The following is an 18,779-nucleotide window of genomic DNA, read 5'->3' as shown; positions in this document are numbered from 1 at the left end:
AGCACAGGGTTGTGGGAGGTTTGCGGGAGGGTTTTGCAAGGAGCCGGCTTGCCGGCTCCTCCAGGGAGGTTCAGGTGATGTCGGCGGAAATCGGCGCATCCAGGCCCATGGCATGCAGGCGGGCGTAATAGCCGTTCTGTGCCAGCAGCTCACTGTGCGTGCCACGCTCGACAATTCGACCGTCGTCCATCACCAGGATCAGGTCGGCCTTCTCGATGGTGGACAAACGGTGAGCAATCACCAAGGTGGTGCGACCTTGCATGACCTTGTCCAGCGCTGCCTGTATGTGGCGCTCGGACTCGGTGTCGAGGGCCGAGGTGGCCTCGTCGAGAATCAGCAGCGGTGCATTCTTCAGGAGGGCGCGGGCAATCGCCAGGCGCTGGCGCTGGCCGCCGGACAGCAACACACCGTTTTCGCCAACCTGGGTGTCGAAGCCCTTGGGCAACTGGTCGATGAAGTCCTTGGCATTGGCGTCCGCCGCGGCCGCTTCAACGTCCGCCCGAGGCGCACCCGCCAGGTCGCCGTAGGCGATGTTGTTGGTCACGGTGTCGCTGAACAAGGTCACATGCTGGGTCACCTGGGCAATGTGTTTGCGCAGGTTGAGCAGCTTGTAGTCTTCGATCTCGACACCATCCAGCAGGATTTCGCCACTTGCGTGGTGGTAGAAGCGCGGGATCAGGCTGGCCAGGGTCGACTTCCCGCTGCCCGAGCGCCCAACCAGGGCGATCATCTGCCCAGGCTCAGCGGTGAAGCTGATGTCCTTGAGCACATGGCGCTCGGTGCCCGGGTAGGTAAAGTTCAGGTTGCGTACGTCGAGACGACCGCTGACCTTGTCGCGCTCGATGGTGCCGTTGTCGACTTCGACCTCTTCGTCCAACTGTTCAAAAATGCTTTCGGCACCCGCCACGCCCTTCTGGATCGTGGAGCTGACTTCCGAGAGCTGGCGAATCGGCTTGGGCAGCAGGCCGGCCAGGGTGATGTAGGCCACCATGTCACCGGCCGATGCGTCACCGCGAAGATAAAGGACCAGGAACATCAGCACCGCCATCGCGGTGTAGATCACCAGTTGCAGTGCCGGTGTGTAGATCGCCCCGGTGCGGGTCATGCGCAGTTGCTTGTTGGTGTTGCTCTGGCTGGCCTTGAGGAAGCGTTTTTCTTCGTAGACCTCCCCCCCGAAGCTGCGCACCACGCGGTAGCCCTGGATGGTTTCGGAGGCCACGTGGGTCACGTCGCCCATCGCCACCTGGATCTTCTTGCTCTGCTTGCGGAATTTCTTGCTGGCCGTGCTCACCATCACGGCGATCAACGGCAGGATGGCAATCATCACCAGCGTCAGGCGCCAGTTCATGTACAGCAGCGAGGCGAACAGAAAGATCACTGTCATGCCTTCACGAATCACCACTTTGATCGCATCGGTCGCCGCCCCCGTGACCATGGTCACGTTGAAGGTGATGCGAGAAATCAGGTGCCCGGAGTTGTGGTTGTCGAAGTAGCGATTGGGCAGCGTCAGCAAGTTGTTGAACAACTGCACGCGCAGGTCATGGACCAGGCCCAGGGACACCTTGGCCAGCAGGTAGTTGCCCAGGAACGAACCCAGGCCCTGCCAGGCGGCGATCAGGATGATCAGCAGCGGCACGGCTTGCAGCAGTTGCAGGTCCCGAAGGTACGGCACGGTAGGGAATAGCACGGCTTCAGGGTTGGAAAGGCCGTCGACGAAGTACTTGAGGATGTACCCCAGCATGGGCTGGGTCGACGCGAAAATCAGAAATCCGACGATACTCAGCGCGAACAAGCCGGCGTAAGGCTTAACGTAACTGAGCAGGCGGAAGTATATTTTCAAGCTCGAAGGGCTTGCGCTCGGACTGGAGTCGGTCATATCACGCGGCGTTTTGAAAAAGGAGGCTGACTTTAGCACAGCTTCTCTGTTGTACTTGCACCCTGCATGACCCTCAAACCGGTTGGCTCCAACCGGCGACATTATATAGCCACTACTTTATGATGGTCGGCTTTCTCAAATGGAATGGCTTTACTGTATGCACTCCAAGCGCCTGATCTATGGCTCAAATCGCGTTTTTGACTTCCTGGTCCTGTGGATCTTGCCCATTGGCTTGTTGCTGTTGCTGAGTTCGCTGTTCTTCGTATCCAACCGCAACGTGTTGCATCGAATCGTCTACATCCTGTTCAGCGTACCGACGCTCTTCATGTTGTGCATGCGCCCCCGGGAGCTGAAAGAGTTACTGCGCGAGCCCCTGGCGCTCGCCTTTCTGGTCTTCTCCGCATGGGCCTTGACCAGCCTGCTGTGGAGCCCGGAGCCCACCACCGACACCGACCTGTTCAAGCGCCCGCTCAATACCTTCATGTTGTTTGGTGGCTGCGGGCTGTTGCTGCATTACCGCAACGAACTGTTCAAGCCGATCTTCTTCAGTGCGGCGGTAATCGCACTGGTGGTGAGCCTGTGCAACCTGGTGGCGTTCGTCAAAGGCTTCGAACCGGGCATGCGCATGATCGGTGGGCGTGGCGCTCTCGACAATCCGCTGCTCAGTTCTCATCTATTCGGTTTCTTCTGCGTCTACTGGTTGTATGTCTGCATGACCACCCAGCGCCTGAAAGTCCTGTGGTTCAGCGCCCCGGCTCTGGCAGTCATGCTCGCGGCGGTTCTGGCTACAGGCTCGCGTACACCGCTGGTAGCCCTGACACTGACCGTCCTGTGGATGACCTTCGTCAGCCGCAACCGCCGCTCGGCCCTGCTGATAGCAAGCCTGGTCCTGGGGGCTGCTGCATTGCTGCTGCTATACCCGGAATCCATTACCGAACGAGGCAGCTCATTTCGCTTTGAACTGTGGGGCATGTCACTGCAACGCATTGCCGAACATCCATGGATCGGCCACAGCTACGACTCCGAGCTCTACCTGACCCTGTCCGACGGCTATCAGCTGCGCGAGCCGCACAGCTTTGCCCTGGGCGTGTTGTATTACGTCGGCATCATCGGCTTTATCCCGTGGATCTTCATGATCGGCTGGGGGCTGTACAAGGGCCTGAAAGAACGCGCCCAGCCACTCTTCATCCTGGCTTCGTCGCTGCTGACCTATGGCATCGGCGCCGGGCTGACCGAAGGGGGTGGCATCCTGTCACGCCCGAAAGAGCACTGGTTCGTGCTGTGGATCCCGCTGGCGATCATTGCCGGCCTGAGCATCGCCCAGCGCCGCCACAGCCTGTTGCGCATGCCGGTACAAGCGCTCAAGCCCGCAGCTTTCGACCAGTTGTGCAGCAATGCCCACGTGATCGAAGCCGACGGGCTGGGTCCGAAAGTCCTGCGCCTGGCCGACGGCCGCTTCCTGAAGATCTTCCGTGCGCGCCACTGGTACACCTCGGGCAGCTTCAACCCCTACTCCGAGCGGTTTGCCAGCAACGCCGAGCAATTGCGCACCCTGGGCATCCCCACGCCGCAGATTCTAGGCCTCTATAGCCTGCGCGATGCCAGCACTGCCGTCAGCTACGCGCCACTGCCCGGCCTGACTCTGCGCCAGGCCCTGCAAGGCCTGGACAACAGCCTGCGTGAGTCGCTGATCGAACGTTTCGGCCAGTTCATGGCCAAGTTGCATGAGCGCGGTGTGTACTTCCGTTCGCTGCACCTGGGTAACGTGCTGTTGATGGATGACGGTGAGTTCGCCCTGATCGATATCGCCGACCTGCGCATCTTCCCGTCGCCGCTGCGCAACGCGTTGCGCCAGCGCAACCTGCGCCATATGCAGCGCTACCCACAGGACCGCGCCTGGTTGTTCGAGACACACTTCGAACAGTTGGCCAAAGGTTATGCGTCCGTTGCCAGCCAAGGCGCCACGGCGAAGATCCGCGCGCAAGTGCAGGCATTGACCAGCCCCGCCACCTGATAAAAAAGGCGACTATCACTGCTGATAGTCGCCTTTTTCATACCCCCCGCCGCCTCATTTCCTGAGGGGCGCCAGGTACAACCGCACCAAGCCACGCAAAGTCTTGCGCCCCCAGAACTTCAGCGGGATCTGCTTGAGGATCTCCCGCGCCAGTGGCCGGTCACGATCAGCCGTCTTCAAGAACATCGAGTTCAGGAAGTTGTAGCGCACCGCGTCATAGGCCGGGTGCTCGCTGAAATGGGCATAGGTCTTGAGAATGTTCTGGATCATATAGCGGTGGTTCTTGTAGGTGTTGCTTGCGTGCTGCCGATACTGCGCCATCACTACGCCGAGTGCGTCAATGGTGTAGCCCGCGGCGGTGATCTTCAATTGGATCAGCAGGTCTTCCAGAGGGATCAGTGGGTCGAAGCCACCGACTTCTTCCAGGACTTCGCGGCGAATCAACATGGTCGGTGCCGGCGGGAAGGGCTTGCGGTCCATGAACATGTCGTCGAAATCCAGGCTGCGAAACGGTACGTCGCGGCGCTGCTTTTTCTCCGGGTGCAGATTGCCGTCACCATCGATCAACTCGATATTGCCAGCGCACATGCCCACCTTCGGCTTCCCTTCCATGTAGGCCACCTGGGTGGCGATGCGGTCCGGCAACATGATGTCATCGGAGCCGAACGGGGCGATCAGGCTGCCCTTGGCGCGGGCGATGGCACCGTTGAGCGTGGCGGTCAGGCCCTGGTTCTGCTGCACCTGGAAATCAAAGCCGTGCTCGGCCTGCAGGCGCTGGATGCGCTCGACACTGTCATCCTTGGAACCGTCATCCACCACCAGCAGCTCGATGTTAGGGTACGTCTGGCCAAGCACGCTGAGGATGCTCTCCTCGATGTACCGGCCGTGGTTGTAGGACGCGATGATCACCGAGACCAGGGGTTGTTGTGCTGTCATGCTCTACCTACTTCTTTCAAACCGGTTTCGATGAGGTTCAGGTACTTTTGCTGGAACTCGGCCAGGGCGTGGTTTTCTTGCAGATAACGGAATACCTGTTCACCCTTGGCGCGCAATTGCTCGTCGCTCATGGCCAGATAAGTGTCCAGGGCCGCTGTCAGTTGCTCGACATTGCCAGGCTCGTGAGACAAGCCTCCCGCCCCTTCCACCAGCGGCAGCATGGCCGGCCCGTTGGAAGCAATCACCGGCAGGCGTCCACTCATGCCTTCGAGCAGGGCCAGGCCCAGGCCCTCAAGCAAGGAAGGCATGGTCCAAATATCGAAGGCGCGTACATATTTGAGGCCATCCTCGCGAAAGCCCAGCAAGTGCGCACGGCCAGTGAGGCCAAGGCGCTCGATGTCCGCACGCAAGTCGGCTTCGGCACGGCCGGAACCAATGATGCCGACTTGAGCGTCAGGGTACTTATCCTTGAGGCGGGCAAACGCTTGCAGCAGGTGCGTATGGCCCTTGATCGGCACCAGTCGCCCCAGTGCGCCGATGATCCGCGCGTCGAGCGGCAGCCCGAGCGCTTGGCGCGCCTGCTCGCGTGGCAACTGCAAGGCTTCGGCCTGGGGAATATCGATGGCATTGGTGACGAAGGTGGTGTTCTCTTGGGTAAAGCCGCAGTTGAGGCCGATCAGGTAATCCCTGACTGCCGCCGATACCCCGACAAAGCGCCAGGCCGGGCTGACCAGGCGGCGCGTCTGGCGCCGGCGATACGCGCGTTCGTACTCGCCGAAACCGTGGGAGATGCCGATGCACAACGGGATCTTCAACCAACGGTTGAGCGACAGCATCATGTTCACCGACTTGAAGCGGTTACAGATGACCACATCGAATTTCTGCTCACGGCAGTACTTGTAGATTTCCCACATGGCGCCCAGGCGGATGCCTTTGAGGGCCTTCTCGGGAAACTCGAAATACTTGGAATGATCCGCCACGCTCAACGGCTGGCCCGGCTGCGGTCGACCGCTCAGGAAGGCGGACGTTACCTCGAATCGCTCCGTCGGCAACGCCTTGACGATCTGCTCGCCGAGATCAGCGAAATCATTGAGCTTGACGTTGTAGTCAGGCTGCAACTGCAAAACCTTGAAACGAGGCTTCATATCACTCCATGAGGCAATCGGGCTACTGCACGCGGGCAGCCCGACGAAAAAAGTCAATTTCAGTCCTGCTTCAGCACCCAAAGCAGCTCGTGGCGGCGCACGGCCTTGCGGAAAAATTCGTTCTCGCCGTAAGGCGATGGACCACGGCCGGCCAGCCATTGCTGCAACAGACGACGCACCCGGCGCTTGAACGGTGCACGGGGCTGCAGATCATGCATCATGCCCAGCGCCATGGCCTTGTCCTGCTGTTGGCTCAAGCTGAGCACCCGGCAATAGGGCTCAAGTACCTGGGCGGCATCGAACTGTGGCGGCAAAGCGATGCCAGCGCCTGAATCACCCATGGGCCAACGGTCGTTATCATGCAGATGGTTGGCATAACCAAGCAACGTGGTCGGTTGCCACTCAAGCCCCTGCAGCGCCTGCACCACCGCGGTGTGCGCGCAGATATGGTCAGGGTGGGGATCGAGCACTGGCGTCGGCAACACAATCACCTCGGGACGCGCCTTGAGCAACACCGCCCGCAGGTCGGCTATCAGGTTGTTCCAGGTCGGCGCACCGTCCACATCCCCCGGCAACGCCAAGGCATTGAACTGGCGGAACAGCCGCGTATCGTCCAACTGCGCTTCGCGCGATGCCTGGGGTTGATCGGGGGCGTCACGCATGGCCGACAGTTGCAGGCAGAAATACCCCAACTGCACGCAGTGCGCCTCGGGCACACCGGCCCAGCGCGGCACGGCAATGCTGTCCCAGGCACGCAGGCGCCCTTTGATCCGCGCCGCTTCAGCCTTGGGCAAGCCCATTTGCTGATAGTGCTCGGCCTCGATCTCACCTGCGGTCAGGGTCACGATCCAGCTTTCATCCGCCTGGCTGTACAGACCGAAGGCAGCCAGCTCAGCATCATCGGCGTGAGGGGCGATCACCATCACCCGCTGGCGGGCAGCATCTGGCTGGCGAAACACCCACAAGACCGGCTGGCCGATCACGCGACAAAAGCGCCCGCGCAGGCGCAGTTCACCGCCGGCCAATGCCGCCGCCGAACCGGTGAGATTGAGGCAACGCTTGCCGGCAACCCCGCGCTCGAACGCCTGGCGATCGTCCAGAAAATCAACTGCAGGATCAAACAAGCGCCCCCAGAGAGTGCTCTTGAGCTGCACTTCGACGATCAGCGTTTCATCGCCAGCCAGCTCGAGCGGTGTCTCTGCCAGCAACCTGCCGCCCTCCAGACGCAGCCCGACCTGCTGACCACTCGACGCAAACCTGTATTGGTAGTCTTCCTTGGGCGAATAAAACAGGTGGTCGGCAAACCAGGCTTCGTGGGCCACCCACAGCACGACCGCGAGGATCAGCGGCAACCACCAGGCCACCAGCACACCGGTCGCGATCAACAGCAGCAGCCCGATCAGCAGCGCAATGCGTTTATTGCGCCGGTGGCGCTTGAGCAGTTGCTGTTTGCGGCTCATACGCTGAACACCGGCACCGGGTTGCACCAGCGCTCCTTGTACTCGCGGTCGGCACGCCCGAAGGAAAAACGCAGCGGTTTATCCACGGCCCGCGCCTGTTCCCAGGCACTTTGGGTGTTGAGGAAGCTCAGCACACTGCCGGGGCTGAATGCCCGGGTTTCAGGGTCGACACCGCCATTGACGTACTCGATGCTGATCCACTCCGGCGCCTCGACGCGGTACACCAGTTGTACGGCAATCGGCGCATCGTTGAGAAACAGGACCGAGCCGATCAGGAACTCTTTGAGCAGCTCCAGCACCTCAGCCAGGCGCTCGGCGCCTGTGGCGGCAAAGCCCCAGCGGCGCTGGAACAGATCGCAGTAGATCGCCGACAGCTCCACACTGGAAAACTCGCTCACCGCCCGCACCACGCCGCCCGCCTCTTCCAGCAGACGCAGTTCGCGGCGCTGGTTGTAGCGAAACTTCTTCGACAGGTCTTCGGGGGTACGCGCCATGGCCAACTGCTCGGCCTGGGACTTGAGGGTGCTGATGCGGCCCTCGTTCAGCGCTGACAGGTAGCGCCCGCGATGGCGCACCGGCAACTGGGCATGGGCAGTGATCGGCAGGATGATCTCAGCATTGCCCAAGTCAAACAGGCCTTTCTTGCCGCTGCGCTTGAGTACGTCCTTGGACAGGGCCAGGTCGCGCCCCCAGGTGGCAATCGCCCCCCGGAGTTCGCCGTCCTGTTCCCAGCCCAGGTAACGCACCGGAATCTGCGCCAGGCCCGCCAAGCGTTCGACAACCTGCGGATGGGTCGCAACGCTGCCGCCAAACCGCTGCCAGGCCTGGGCGTAAACCTCGGCCTCGACAGGCGCCCAGCCACGCTCACGCCACACCTGGAAGCGGTTCAGCATTTAGACCACGGCGTCATAAGGGTCCACGCCGTCCTTGACGACCAGAATGTCTTCCATGATCAGGTATTGCAGGTCGGAACCGAAGAACATGTTCAGCGCGTCGGTCGGCGAGCAGATCATCGCTTCGCCGCGACGGTTGAGCGAGGTGTTCAGGGACACGCCGTTGCCGGTCAGCACTTCGAGCTCTTTCATCATGTCGTAGTAGCGCGGGTTGTACTCGCGCTTGAGCACCTGGGCGCGGGAGGTGCCATCTTCATGGACCACTTCCGGCACGCGGGTCTTCCACTCTTCGGCCACTTCAAAGGTGAAGGTCATGAAGGGTGCCGGGTGGTCGACCTTGATCATCTGCGGCGCGACGGTGTCGAGCATCGACGGGCAGAAAGGCCTCCAGCGCTCGCGGAACTTGATCTGGTGGTTGATACGGTCCGCCACGCCGGTGGCGCTCGGGCAACCGATGATCGAGCGGCCGCCCAATGCACGCGGGCCAAACTCCATGCGGCCCTGGAACCAAGCCACCGGGTTGCCGTCGACCATGATCCTGGCGATGCGCTGGGGCATGTTCTCGATCTTGCGCCAGTTCGGCTTGCTCTCATGCCTGGCGCACGCGGCGATCACGTCTTCGTTGCTGTAGGACGGGCCGAGGTAGACGTGTTCCATCTTCTCCACCGGCACACCCCGGGCGTGGGACACGTAGGCCGCCGCGCCCACGGCAGTACCGGCATCGCCGGAGGCTGGCTGTACGAACAGCTCCTTGACGTCATCACGGGCGATGATTTTCTGGTTCAGCTTGACGTTCAGCGCGCAGCCGCCGGCGAAGGCCAGCTTGCCGGTGTCCTTGAGGATGTCGCCCAGGTAGTGGTCGATCATCTGCAAGGCCAGCTTCTCGAACAGCGCCTGCATGCTGGCGGCGTAGTGGATGTACGGCTCGTCGGCGATATCGCCTTCGCGCTTGGGACCCAGCCACTCGATCAGTTTTGGCGAGAAGTAGAAACCCTTGCCCTTCTCTTTATAACGGCGCAGGCCGATGACGTTGGCGTAGTCGGTATTGATCACCAGCTCGCCGTTCTCGAAGGAGGCCAGGCGCGAGAAATCGTACTTGCTGGCGTCGCCATACGGCGCCATGCCCATGACCTTGAACTCACCGTCGAGCATCTCGAAACCGAGGAACTCGGTGATCGCGCCGTACAGGCCGCCCAGGGAGTCCGGGTCGTAGAATTCCTTGATCTTGTGGATCTTGCCGTTTTCGCCGTAGCCGAAGAACGTGGTGGCGTACTCACCTTTACCGTCGATCCCGAGGATCGCGGTTTTCTCCTGGAAGCCGGAGCAGTGGTAGGCGCTGGAAGCGTGGGCCAGGTGGTGTTCAACCGGTTCGATCTTGATTTTCTTCGGATCGAAGCCCAGTTGCTCCAGGCACCAGACGATCTTGTTGCGATAGCGCTTGTAGCGACGGTTGCCCATCAGGATCGCATCAAGGGCGCGGTCCGGGGCGTACCAGTAACGCTTGGCGTAATGCCAGCGCGCCTCACCGAACAGGCTGATCGGGGCGAACGGGATCGCCACCACGTCAACGTCGGAAGGCTTGATACCGGCCTGTTCCAGGCAGAACTTCGCCGACTCGTAGGGCATGCGGTTCTTTGCATGTTTGTCGCGTACGAAGCGTTCTTCTTCGGCGGCAGCGATCAGCTTGCCGTCGATATACAAGGCTGCGGAAGGATCATGGCTAAGGGCGCCGGACAGGCCAAGAATCGTCAATGCCACAGGGGTCTAGCCTCTTTTAGTCTGCATGCAGGCGGGTTGCGCCTGAAAAAAGTGTGCTCCCCGCCTGGGCGGGAAACAGCTAAAGGGCGGGATTATAGCGTAAAAGCGAAAGGAAGCTGTTAGCGGCGAGCGTCAAGAGGGATCAGCGGAAGATCTCGATGCTGCCGTCCCGGCTTTGACGGTAAACGGTGTAGGGCAGCACAAGGGTGTCCAGCACGCCGGAGGCGACAAACTCGACCGCGACAAAGGGTAGCATGCTCCCGTCATGGTCGATCAGGCTCTTGTCCTTCAGGCTCTTGTCGGGCGCCGGCTCCCCATTGAGCGTGCAGAACCCGTAGATCACCCCGCTGTAGATGCGCGGCACGTTTTCGCAGTGACTGCGCGAGTCCTTGAGGTTCTGGCTGGTGACCGCGTCGGGCCGGAAGACCGTATTGATGGTTCCGCAGCCCGTCAACACAAGCGACAGCGCACTGCACAAGACTTTCGACCCCATTCTCATGACCCTCTCCTTATGGCCCATCCGCCATTGTTATTGCCAAGGCTGACCACGCTACCATCGCCAAGGTGGGTGACCCAAAGCAGCAAAATTGATTTGCAGCGTAGGACGATTCCCAAATGATAAAAATCGCCTGAGCCACTAAACTCGCGCCCCTTTGCGCGTCTACCTCCTATGCGCGCCATGGATTCCGGCTGACTGATGAAAACCCTCGCCCGCTTCACCTTGTTGTTGCCTGGCCTGTTGGCCCTGAGCGATGCCGCTCGGGCCGACGACGCTCCGCTGGTCCTCGACCCCAGCGTGGTCACCGGCTCGCGCAGCGCCAGCCCGACCTTCGACCTGCCGTACTCGGTGGACGGCATCAGCCGCGAACAGATCAGCGACGGCCAATTGGGCATCAACGCCTCCGAGGCCCTGTCCCGCGTGCCTGGCCTGGTGGTGCAGAACCGCCAGAACTATGCCCAGGACCTGCAGATTTCCTCCCGAGGCTTCGGCGCCCGCTCGGCGTTCGGCGTGCGCGGCATCAAGCTGATTGCCGACGGCATCCCCGCCAGTACCCCGGACGGCCAGGGCCAGGCGGCCACCTTCAACCTCGATACCGCCGAACGCATCGAAGTGCTGCGCGGCCCTGCCGCCACCCTGTATGGCAGCAATGCCGGCGGCGTGATCCAGATGTTCTCCCGCGACGGCGAAGGCCCACCGCGCATCGGCGCCGAGACCCTGGTGGGCAGCGACGGCCTGAACAAGAACCACCTGAACGCCGAAGGCGCGACCAACGGCGCCGGTTTCGTGCTCGACGCTTCGCGCATGGACACCAACGGCTACCGCGACCACAGCAGCGCACGCCGCGACCAGACCTTCGCCAAGCTCAATGTCCAGCCGGATGACGACAGCAAGGTGGCGCTGATCTACAGCAGCCTGGAGCAGAACGGCACCCAGGACCCGCTGGGGCAGACCTGGGCAGCGTACGAAGGCCGACCCACGCTCGGTGAGCGCCAACGCGCTGACGTACAACACGCGTAAAAGCATCGATCATCAGCAATTGGGAATGAATTACGAGCGGTACTTCGGCGATGCGACACTGCAGGTGAACGGATATACGGGGCGGCGGAGTGTGATTCAGTATTTGTCGATTCCAAAGGGCACACCCGCCAACGAGCGTGGCGGCGGGGTGGTGCAATTCGACCGCAAGTTCTATGGCGGCAGCGTGCGTTGGATACAGCCTATTGAAAGCGCACCGGGCGAGCTAATGATCATCTCCGGCCTGGATTTCGATCAAAGCGAAGACAGTCGCCACGGCTACCAGAACTACAGCGGCAACACCCTCGGCGTAAAAGGCCAACTGCGCCGCGATGAAATCGACACCGCCCGCAGTCTCGACCCCTATATCCAGGCCAACTGGGCCCTCGACCGCTGGACCCTGCAAGCCGGCGTCCGGCACAGCACCATGCAGTTGGACGTTGACGACCAGTTCCTCAGCAACGGCGATTCCAGCGGCAACAAGACCTATCAGAAAAATACGCCGTCAATGAGCGTGATGTATGCGTTCACGCCTGAACTGCATGGTTATGTGAGCGCGGGCAAAGGCTTCGAAACACCAACCCAGGCCGAATTGGCCTATGCGCCGGGCAATGTGGAGGGCTTCAACTTCGGCTTGAAACCGTCAGAGAGCACCCAGTACGAAGTGGGATTAAAGGCCCAAGTGAAAAACACCAGGATCAATGCGGCCGTATTCCAGATAACTACAGAAGATGAGTTAGTGGTCGCTCAATCCAAAGACGGCCGCACCAGTTACCAAAACGCCGGCCGCACCCTGCGCCGCGGCTTCGAACTGGGCATCGAAAGCCAGCTCAGCGAGCACTGGAGCGCCAACCTCGCCTACACCCGCCTGCAAGCCACCTACGACAGTGACTTCGTCAGCGGCAACACCGCCGTCGACAAGGGCAACTACCTGCCGGGAGTCCCTCAAACCACGCTGTTCGCAGAACTGAGCTGGAAACCAAGGGACTGGGTCAGCACCGCCCTCGAAGGGATGTACCGCAGCCAGGTCTACGTCGAAGACACCAACAGCCAACACGCCGCCCCGGCCTACAGCGTATTCAACTGGCGCGCCCGCTTTGAGCAGAAAGTCGAACACTGGACCTTCCACCAGACCCTGCGCCTGGACAACCTGCTCGACCGCCAGTACGTCGGCTCGGTGATCGTCGGCGACGGCAATAACCGCTACTACGAAGCGGCGCCTGGACGTTCGTGGTATGCAGGCGCCGGGGCGGAGTATCGGTTCTGATCAGTTGATATCTCGAGGCAACCGCTGATCAATCAATTGGTACAACGCACTGCTTTCGGGCCAGTTACGCATGAACCGCGCCCGGTCCTTGGCATACGCCGGGGCGAAGCTCGCCTCGGAGCCGTGCTGACACATGGCGTCCAGGTCGATCAGCGACCAGCGGCCCTGGTCCCAGAACAGGTTGTGGCCCTTGAAATCGCCATGGCTGATGCGTTCACGGATCAGCTCGGCGAACAGGTGATCCAGCGCCTGCAGTTCGTTTTCCGGCGCGTCACCATTTTCAACGTACGGCGCGAAGCGCTCGATGATATCTGGGCCGGGCAGGTATTCGGTGACCAGGTAAGCGCGACGGCGCAACCAGAAGAAGCGTTTTTCCAGCACCGCCAGCGGCTTGGGCGTGGCGATACCGAGGAACGCCAGGCGGTTGCCTTCGCGCCAGGAGTGCCAGGCACGGCTCGGACGCCAGAAGCGTTTGAGCCAGTGGGCGAAGCCCTTGATGTTATAGCGCTTGATTACCAGCGGCCGACCGGCCACCTCGACCTTGGCCACGCTGGCGGCGCCGCCGGTCTTGTACAAATGCCCCTGGTCCAGCAGTGCGTCAGCCTGTTCCAGCACCGGTAGCATGGCCGGCTCCTCTTCCCGCCGGATCGCGCGCAAGGCAAAGGCGCCGCGCACCACGCTGAACAGCGTGCATTCACGGCCGACCTTGCTCAGGAAGTCCTTGAGGCGCCAGGCACTGACTTTACGCACCTGTTTCTCCAGGGCTTCCAGCGGCAGGGCGTGCTCGCCGTTGCTCAGCAGGTAGTACACCAGCAGCTCTTCGGTAAACGGCTCGAGATTCTTCGGCAACTGGGCGAAAAACACCCCGAGGTTTTCCAGCACACGGTTGCGTGAGAGCGGTTTACCCGCTTCTTCGACGCGGATCCCGGCGCCATCGATCAGGTACAGCTTGCCGTCCTGGCGCAGCAGGTTGTCCAGGTGCAGGTCTTCCTGCCATAGGCCCCTGGTGTGCATCTGCGCAATGGCGCCCAGCGCTTCGGCCAGCACGGCGGTTTGTTCGTCAGCCAGCGGCGGCAGGTCTTCGACGGCCTGCCAGGCAGCGGCCAGGCTTTCGGCGCCCTCAATGAACTCGAACAGCAGCCAGCCGCCCTCGCCTTCCTGCAAGCCATCGGCCAGCAGCAACGGCGTGGTCAGGCCTTGCTCGGCGAGCAGGCGCACGCCGCTGAGTTCACGCTGAAAGTGCCGCGCCGCCTTGCTGCCCACCAGTAACTTGGCCAAAACCGGACGACCGCGCCAGACCGCCGCCCCCACATAACGCTCGCCCGGCAGCACACGCAACAGGCTCAGCAGTTGCAACTGGCCCGGGCCGGCCGCATCGGCCAGTTCGAGGGTCAGTGGCAGCTCGGGGTTACGGCCGGCGGCTTTCAGCTCGGACAGACGCATCAACGGTTTTCCTTGTGACTACGGCGCGCGGTCAGTTTCTGCAGCCAGCTGGTGACCAGCGCGCTGTCCTTCGGTTGATCAAGATAGGCGGCCAACAGTTGGCGTACCTGTTCATCCGACCACTGCGGTGCACGTCGCAACAACGGCTCCAGGTCCTTGACCCGATCGCGCCAGCCGAACAGCAGCGGGCGGGTTTTCTCAAGGTCGATCAACTGCGCGGCATAGCCGTCGCCGGTGGCCTGCATAAAAATATGCTTGGGATAAAAACAGCCATGCACCTGGCCGACGCTGTGCAACCGACGTGCAAGCTGACCGCAGGCCAGCAGGATCGCGTGGTGCTGGGCGTCGCTCAATTGAGGCCACTGCCCCAGCAGCGAATCCAGGTCATTCCAGCCGTCCAGGGCACGGGTCAGCAGCATGGCGCGATGCTCGCCGCCCACCTTGCGCTCGCCGTAGAAAGCCGCCTGCAAGGCAGGGATGCCGAGCTTGCGGTAACGACTGATATTGCGGAACTCGCGGGAGAAACTCGGCTCGCCAAAGGGACGGTGCAGGCTGCGCGTCAGGTAGTTGCTCTGACGCTTGAGGTAATAACCGTGGCCGTCCAGCTCCAGACGAAACACGCTGCTCCAGCCGCCGCGACTGGTGTTGGGTTCATCCACTGCATCCAGTTGTTTGGCCCACAGGGCGTCGAACGTCGCCAAGCCGTTGCGCTCCAGCAGCGCCCGGTCTTCAGCCGCCAGGAAATCACTCATTCACGTCCCTCGAAAAACTTCACCACGTGGCGAATACGCTGTTTGTCCGCTGCACTCAGGTGTCGGCGCTGACGGTATTGCATGTAGAAACGCAGGCGCTGGGTGGCGGACAAGTGATACTTGGCCACCTTGTCCAGGCAGGCCAGGTCTTTGGTGATGCGGTACTTGAGCCAGAACCCGCGCCAGAAATCGCCGTTGGGGCAGTCGATCAGGTACAGGGTCTGCTGGTCATCGATCAACAGGTTGCGCCACTTCAAGTCGTTATGGGTAAAGCGATGATCGTGCATGGTGCGTGTGTATTCGGCGAGCTGACGGCTCACCGCGTCGACCCACTTGGGGTCGCGCAGGCGCGCATCGTTGCGCTCGGCCAATACCGAGAGGTCTTCGGTCTTCGGCAGCTCGCGGGTGATCATTGCCCCACGATCATAGGCCAGGCCCTTTCGCTCCAGCCCCCAGGCAACCACATCAGCGGTGGGAATACCCCATTTGGCGAAACGCTTGAGGTTCTGCCATTCGGACTTGACCCGCGGCTTGCCCAGGTAGCGCCGCAGCCCTTTGCCGGCACCAATGTAGCGCTTGACGTAATAGTTGACCCCGCAACGCTCCACGCGGATCACTTCCGACAGCGGATCGCGGGTCAGGCGCTCGCCCTGCAGGGCGAAGACCGCTTCGAGGTTGCCGAAATCATCCGCCAGGCTGGCGTACGCAGGTTCCAGGTTCCAACCCGCCATCAGATCGCATCCCCATAACGCAGCTTGCGCGCATACAGCTTGTCGGCCTTGCGCTGCATCAGGCTCAGTGACGCCGATTGCTCAGCGAGGATCTGGCGCAGCGGCTGGCGGAAGTAGCCCTTGAGAAAACGCAGCTTGTCGCGACGGGTGAGGCCGATATCCAGCGCCGAGTAGTACAGCGCGGACAGGTCCTTGTCGCGCCAGCGCAGCGGCAGATGGGCACGCAGTTGAGCGCGGTGCAGGTCGATCACCGACAGCTTGATGTTGTTCGCATCGATGGGCCTGGCGGTGTCCAGCAGGAAGTGGCACAGGTAGCAGTCGCGGTGGTTTACGCCACCCCGGTGCATATCGCCAACCATGCGCGCCAGCTCGGCCGTGAGGGCATGACGCAACGCGGGCGCAGGCGGTTCGGCGACCCAATTGATCGTGACGTCTTCGAGGCTGAGGGTCGGCGCCAGCTCTTCGGTGATGATGAACGAGTGCTGGTCCGCCGGGTTGCTGCCCTTCTCGCCGAAAGCCACGCCGGTCATGGTCGGCACGCCGAGTGCCTGAAGTCGATGAATCGCCGCCCATTCAAGGCCTGCGCCCAGCACCGGCAGCTTGGCGGTAATCAGGTTCTTGAAGATTTCGCCCCAGCCGATGCCACGGTGGATCTTCACGAAATACGGACGGCCATCCACCACGGTGCGCAGCGTGCGGCGCGCCGCCAGCTCACGGAATACCTGGCCTTGCAGTTTCTCGACTTCGGCAAAGGCATCAAGCCCGGCCCACAATGTCTTGAACGGTTCGGCAAGAATCAACTTCATCGTTTTGGCTCCGCCAGAATCACATCCGCAGCGCGCTGCGGCATGCTGTATAGGTCGGCCGTCTCAGCGAAGGCCAGGCCATTGCGGCTCCAGGCCGCGCGCTGTGCAGTGTCGGTGAGCATGTGCGTCAGGTACTGGTTGAGCTGCGCTTGTTCAAACGGCTCATCCAGTACCAGGCCACTGTCGGCCTCGGCAATGTAGTGGGCATACCCACATACCGCCGAGACCAGCACCGGCAACCCGGCCACCAGGGCTTCGAGCAAGACGGTGCCGGTGTTTTCGTTGTACGCCGGGTGAATCAACAGGTCGGCGCCCAGCAGGAAACGCGGGATATCGCTGCGGCCCTTGAGGAACTGCACGTTATCGCCCAAGCCCAAGGTGGCGCTTTGCAGTTGGAATACCTTGGGGTCGTCCTGGCCGATTACAAACAGGCGCGTGCGTTTTTTCAATTCAGGCGGCAACGCGGCCACGGCCTTGAGGCTGCGGTCGACCCCTTTGGTCTTGAAGCCCGAGCCGATCTGCACCAGCAGCAACTCGTCGTCGCCGAGGTTGAATTCCTTGCGGAAACCCTCACGGATTTCGGCGGCATTCGGCGGTGCGCGGCGGTCCTGGGCAATGCCCGGTGGCAGCAGGTGGAAGCGCTCCACCGGGGTGTTGTAATGCTTGATGAACAGCGGCTGCTGAACTTCGGAAATCATCAGGACTTCGGTCTTGGCGTCCTTGGCGAACACTGCGCGTTCGTACTCGGCGAAGTGCTTGTAGCGGCCGAAATAGCGGTACAGCGAGTGGCGCAGGTTTTGCGCCTTGTCTTCAAAGCAACCGTCGGCGGCGTAGTACACGTCCAGGTTGGGCATTTTGTTGAAGCCGATCAGGCGGTCCACCGGGCGCCTGGCCAGGTCGGCAGCCATCCAGGCGCTGAGCTTTTCATTGCGCCGATGGTTGAAGAACGCCTTGACCGGCGCCACCAGCACTTCGAAGCCGGGCGGGATGTCGCCCTCCCAGATCAGCGTGTACACACGAATCTGATGACCGCGCTGCTGGCACTCCAGGGCGATGCGCATGAAGTCGCGCTGCAGGCCACCGAAGGGGAAATATTTGTACAGCACAAAAGCCAGTTGCATCAGTGCAGCTCCTCAGCCAATAACAACGTGCTCAGTCGGCTTGCCACACGCTCTGGGTTCAGGCGCGTGAAGCACAGGGGCGACTCGCGCTTGAGGTCGAACCGACGCAGGTCGTCGGCCGTCGGTTGATAGGTACATTGCTTTTGCAGGCACGGCGCGCAGGGGAAGTCGCTGGCCAGATGAATCTGGCGCTTGCCGTAGGCACCGGTCAGGCCGGGGTTGGTCGGGCCGAACAGGGAGATGGTCGGCACATCCAGCGCGGCGGCCAGGTGGCCGAGACCGGTGTCCACCGCCACACAGGCGCGAGCGCCGGCCAATACACGAGCCACACCGGCCAGGTTCAGCTTGGGTAGCACCTCGGCGTTTTGCAGGCCCTGGGCCAGGCGTTCGGCACGGGCTTTTTCGGCGGCGTTACCCCACGGCAATTTCACGTCGACACCCAGGCGGCCCATGCGCTCGGCCAGCTCGCGCCAGTAGGCTTCGGGCCAGTGCTTGGTGTCCCAGGTGGTGCCGTGCAACAGCAGCACAAAAGGTTTTTTCGGCGGCAGGCCCAGGAGCTTTTCAGTGCTCAGGCCGTAGTCACCCAGGCCTTTGGGCAGGTCATATCCGAGCGCCACGGCGAATAACTGGCGCAGACGCTCCACCGCGTGTTGCCCTCGCGCAACGGCGAGGCGTCGCGAATAGAAACGCGCGGCCATCGGCTCGCGGGCGGAGTTTCTGTCGAAACCCGCGACGGGCGCACGCACATAACGGGTCAGCCAGGCGCTTTTCAGCAGGCCCTGGGCGTCGATCACCAGATCGTATTTGGTCGACTGGACTTGCTGCTTGAAGCGCTGCCATTCGCCACTCTTGATGGTTTGCCAGATGTTTTTGCGCCAGCGGCGGATCGCCACCGGGATCACCTTGTCGACCGCCGGGTGCCAGGTGGGAATCTCGGCAAAACCTTCTTCCACTACCCAGTCGAATTGAATGCCGGGGATCGCCCGCGCCGCGTCGGTCAGCGCCGGCAAGGCGTGGATCACGTCGCCCAGGGATGAGGTCTTGATTACCAGTACGCGCAA

Annotated in this window: 14 protein-coding genes and 1 pseudogene; 2 read left to right on the top strand and 13 right to left on the bottom strand. The window is 61.7% G+C overall.

Annotated elements, in window-relative coordinates:
* Positions 1-70: 70 nt before the first annotated feature.
* Entirely contained in the window at positions 71-1,876 is a 1,806-nt protein-coding gene (msbA, locus tag BM017_RS17145; protein WP_092246572.1) for a lipid A export permease/ATP-binding protein MsbA, read from the bottom strand.
* A gap of 157 nt (positions 1,877-2,033) precedes the next feature.
* Between msbA and BM017_RS17140 the strand changes: the two genes are divergently transcribed.
* Positions 2,034-3,890: an O-antigen ligase family protein gene (locus tag BM017_RS17140; RefSeq protein ID WP_092246570.1), complete on the top strand. Its 1,857-nt coding sequence runs from the start codon at positions 2,034-2,036 to the stop codon at positions 3,888-3,890.
* A gap of 54 nt (positions 3,891-3,944) precedes the next feature.
* On the opposite strand, the gene BM017_RS17135 is transcribed toward BM017_RS17140, so the two are convergent.
* The 6 genes from BM017_RS17135 to BM017_RS17110 form a co-directional block, all read right to left on the bottom strand.
* Positions 3,945-4,826 carry a glycosyltransferase gene (locus tag BM017_RS17135; protein ID WP_092246568.1) on the bottom strand — a complete coding sequence of 294 codons (882 nt, stop codon included), beginning with the start codon at positions 4,824-4,826 and terminating at the stop codon, positions 3,945-3,947.
* The gene (locus BM017_RS17130; RefSeq protein ID WP_092246565.1) at positions 4,823-5,971 is read right to left on the bottom strand and encodes a glycosyltransferase; all 1,149 of its coding nucleotides are present in this window, start codon (positions 5,969-5,971) and stop codon (positions 4,823-4,825) included. Before BM017_RS17130 ends, BM017_RS17135 begins: the two co-directional genes overlap by 4 nt.
* A 59-nt stretch (positions 5,972-6,030) precedes the next feature.
* Positions 6,031-7,431 (bottom strand): PIG-L deacetylase family protein, encoded by a 1,401-nt coding sequence (locus tag BM017_RS17125; protein WP_092246562.1) that lies wholly within the window; start codon positions 7,429-7,431, stop codon positions 6,031-6,033.
* The gene (locus tag BM017_RS17120) at positions 7,428-8,324 is read right to left on the bottom strand and encodes an antimicrobial resistance protein Mig-14 (protein WP_092246559.1); all 897 of its coding nucleotides are present in this window, start codon (positions 8,322-8,324) and stop codon (positions 7,428-7,430) included. The genes BM017_RS17125 and BM017_RS17120 overlap by 4 nt, the downstream gene beginning before the upstream one ends.
* A complete protein-coding gene (locus BM017_RS17115) occupies positions 8,325-10,082 on the bottom strand; it encodes a carbamoyltransferase family protein (protein ID WP_092246556.1) in 1,758 nt (585 codons plus the stop codon).
* 142 nt (positions 10,083-10,224) lie between these two features.
* A complete protein-coding gene (locus BM017_RS17110) occupies positions 10,225-10,581 on the bottom strand; it encodes a YceK/YidQ family lipoprotein (RefSeq protein ID WP_092246553.1) in 357 nt (118 codons plus the stop codon).
* A gap of 198 nt (positions 10,582-10,779) precedes the next feature.
* Here BM017_RS17110 and BM017_RS17105 point away from each other — a divergent pair.
* A pseudogene (locus tag BM017_RS17105) lies at positions 10,780-12,865 on the top strand (TonB-dependent receptor family protein).
* Here BM017_RS17105 and BM017_RS17100 read toward each other — a convergent pair.
* The 6 genes from BM017_RS17100 to waaC are packed head-to-tail and all read right to left on the bottom strand — an operon-like array spanning position 12,866 to position 18,779.
* The gene (locus tag BM017_RS17100; RefSeq protein WP_092246550.1) at positions 12,866-14,308 is read right to left on the bottom strand and encodes a lipopolysaccharide kinase InaA family protein; all 1,443 of its coding nucleotides are present in this window, start codon (positions 14,306-14,308) and stop codon (positions 12,866-12,868) included.
* On the bottom strand, positions 14,308-15,060 hold the full coding sequence (locus tag BM017_RS17095) for a lipopolysaccharide kinase InaA family protein (RefSeq protein ID WP_092246547.1): 753 nt from the start codon (positions 15,058-15,060) through the stop codon (positions 14,308-14,310). Before BM017_RS17095 ends, BM017_RS17100 begins: the two co-directional genes overlap by 1 nt.
* A complete protein-coding gene (locus BM017_RS17090) occupies positions 15,057-15,791 on the bottom strand; it encodes a lipopolysaccharide kinase InaA family protein (RefSeq protein WP_092246544.1) in 735 nt (244 codons plus the stop codon). The genes BM017_RS17095 and BM017_RS17090 overlap by 4 nt, the downstream gene beginning before the upstream one ends.
* On the bottom strand, positions 15,791-16,597 hold the full coding sequence (gene rfaP, locus BM017_RS17085; protein ID WP_071492317.1) for a lipopolysaccharide core heptose(I) kinase RfaP: 807 nt from the start codon (positions 16,595-16,597) through the stop codon (positions 15,791-15,793). The genes BM017_RS17090 and rfaP overlap by 1 nt, the downstream gene beginning before the upstream one ends.
* Complete coding sequence (locus tag BM017_RS17080; RefSeq protein WP_092246541.1) at positions 16,594-17,718, bottom strand: glycosyltransferase family 4 protein; 1,125 nt, start codon at positions 17,716-17,718, stop codon at positions 16,594-16,596. Before BM017_RS17080 ends, rfaP begins: the two co-directional genes overlap by 4 nt.
* A complete protein-coding gene (gene waaC, locus BM017_RS17075) occupies positions 17,718-18,779 on the bottom strand; it encodes a lipopolysaccharide heptosyltransferase I (RefSeq protein ID WP_092246538.1) in 1,062 nt (353 codons plus the stop codon). The genes BM017_RS17080 and waaC overlap by 1 nt, the downstream gene beginning before the upstream one ends.

This window comes from Pseudomonas sp. NFPP04 (assembly GCF_900113815.1).
Taxonomy (GTDB): Bacteria; Pseudomonadota; Gammaproteobacteria; order Pseudomonadales; family Pseudomonadaceae; genus Aquipseudomonas; species Aquipseudomonas extremorientalis.
This window is presented reverse-complemented; position numbering and strand designations above follow the sequence as displayed.

Excerpts from the sequence above, each read along its gene's own strand:
- msbA (WP_092246572.1), bottom strand. The coding sequence starts at position 1,876 with ATGACCGACTCCAGTCCGAGCGCAAGCCCTTCGAGCTTGAAAATATAC.
- BM017_RS17140 (WP_092246570.1), top strand. The coding sequence starts at position 2,034 with ATGCACTCCAAGCGCCTGATCTATGGCTCAAATCGCGTTTTTGACTTC.
- BM017_RS17135 (WP_092246568.1), bottom strand. The coding sequence starts at position 4,826 with ATGACAGCACAACAACCCCTGGTCTCGGTGATCATCGCGTCCTACAAC.
- BM017_RS17130 (WP_092246565.1), bottom strand. The coding sequence starts at position 5,971 with ATGAAGCCTCGTTTCAAGGTTTTGCAGTTGCAGCCTGACTACAACGTC.
- BM017_RS17125 (WP_092246562.1), bottom strand. The coding sequence starts at position 7,431 with ATGAGCCGCAAACAGCAACTGCTCAAGCGCCACCGGCGCAATAAACGC.
- BM017_RS17120 (WP_092246559.1), bottom strand. The coding sequence starts at position 8,324 with ATGCTGAACCGCTTCCAGGTGTGGCGTGAGCGTGGCTGGGCGCCTGTC.
- BM017_RS17110 (WP_092246553.1), bottom strand. The coding sequence starts at position 10,581 with ATGAGAATGGGGTCGAAAGTCTTGTGCAGTGCGCTGTCGCTTGTGTTG.
- BM017_RS17100 (WP_092246550.1), bottom strand. The coding sequence starts at position 14,308 with ATGCGTCTGTCCGAGCTGAAAGCCGCCGGCCGTAACCCCGAGCTGCCA.
- BM017_RS17095 (WP_092246547.1), bottom strand. The coding sequence starts at position 15,060 with ATGAGTGATTTCCTGGCGGCTGAAGACCGGGCGCTGCTGGAGCGCAAC.
- BM017_RS17090 (WP_092246544.1), bottom strand. The coding sequence starts at position 15,791 with ATGGCGGGTTGGAACCTGGAACCTGCGTACGCCAGCCTGGCGGATGAT.
- rfaP (WP_071492317.1), bottom strand. The coding sequence starts at position 16,597 with ATGAAGTTGATTCTTGCCGAACCGTTCAAGACATTGTGGGCCGGGCTT.
- BM017_RS17080 (WP_092246541.1), bottom strand. The coding sequence starts at position 17,718 with ATGCAACTGGCTTTTGTGCTGTACAAATATTTCCCCTTCGGTGGCCTG.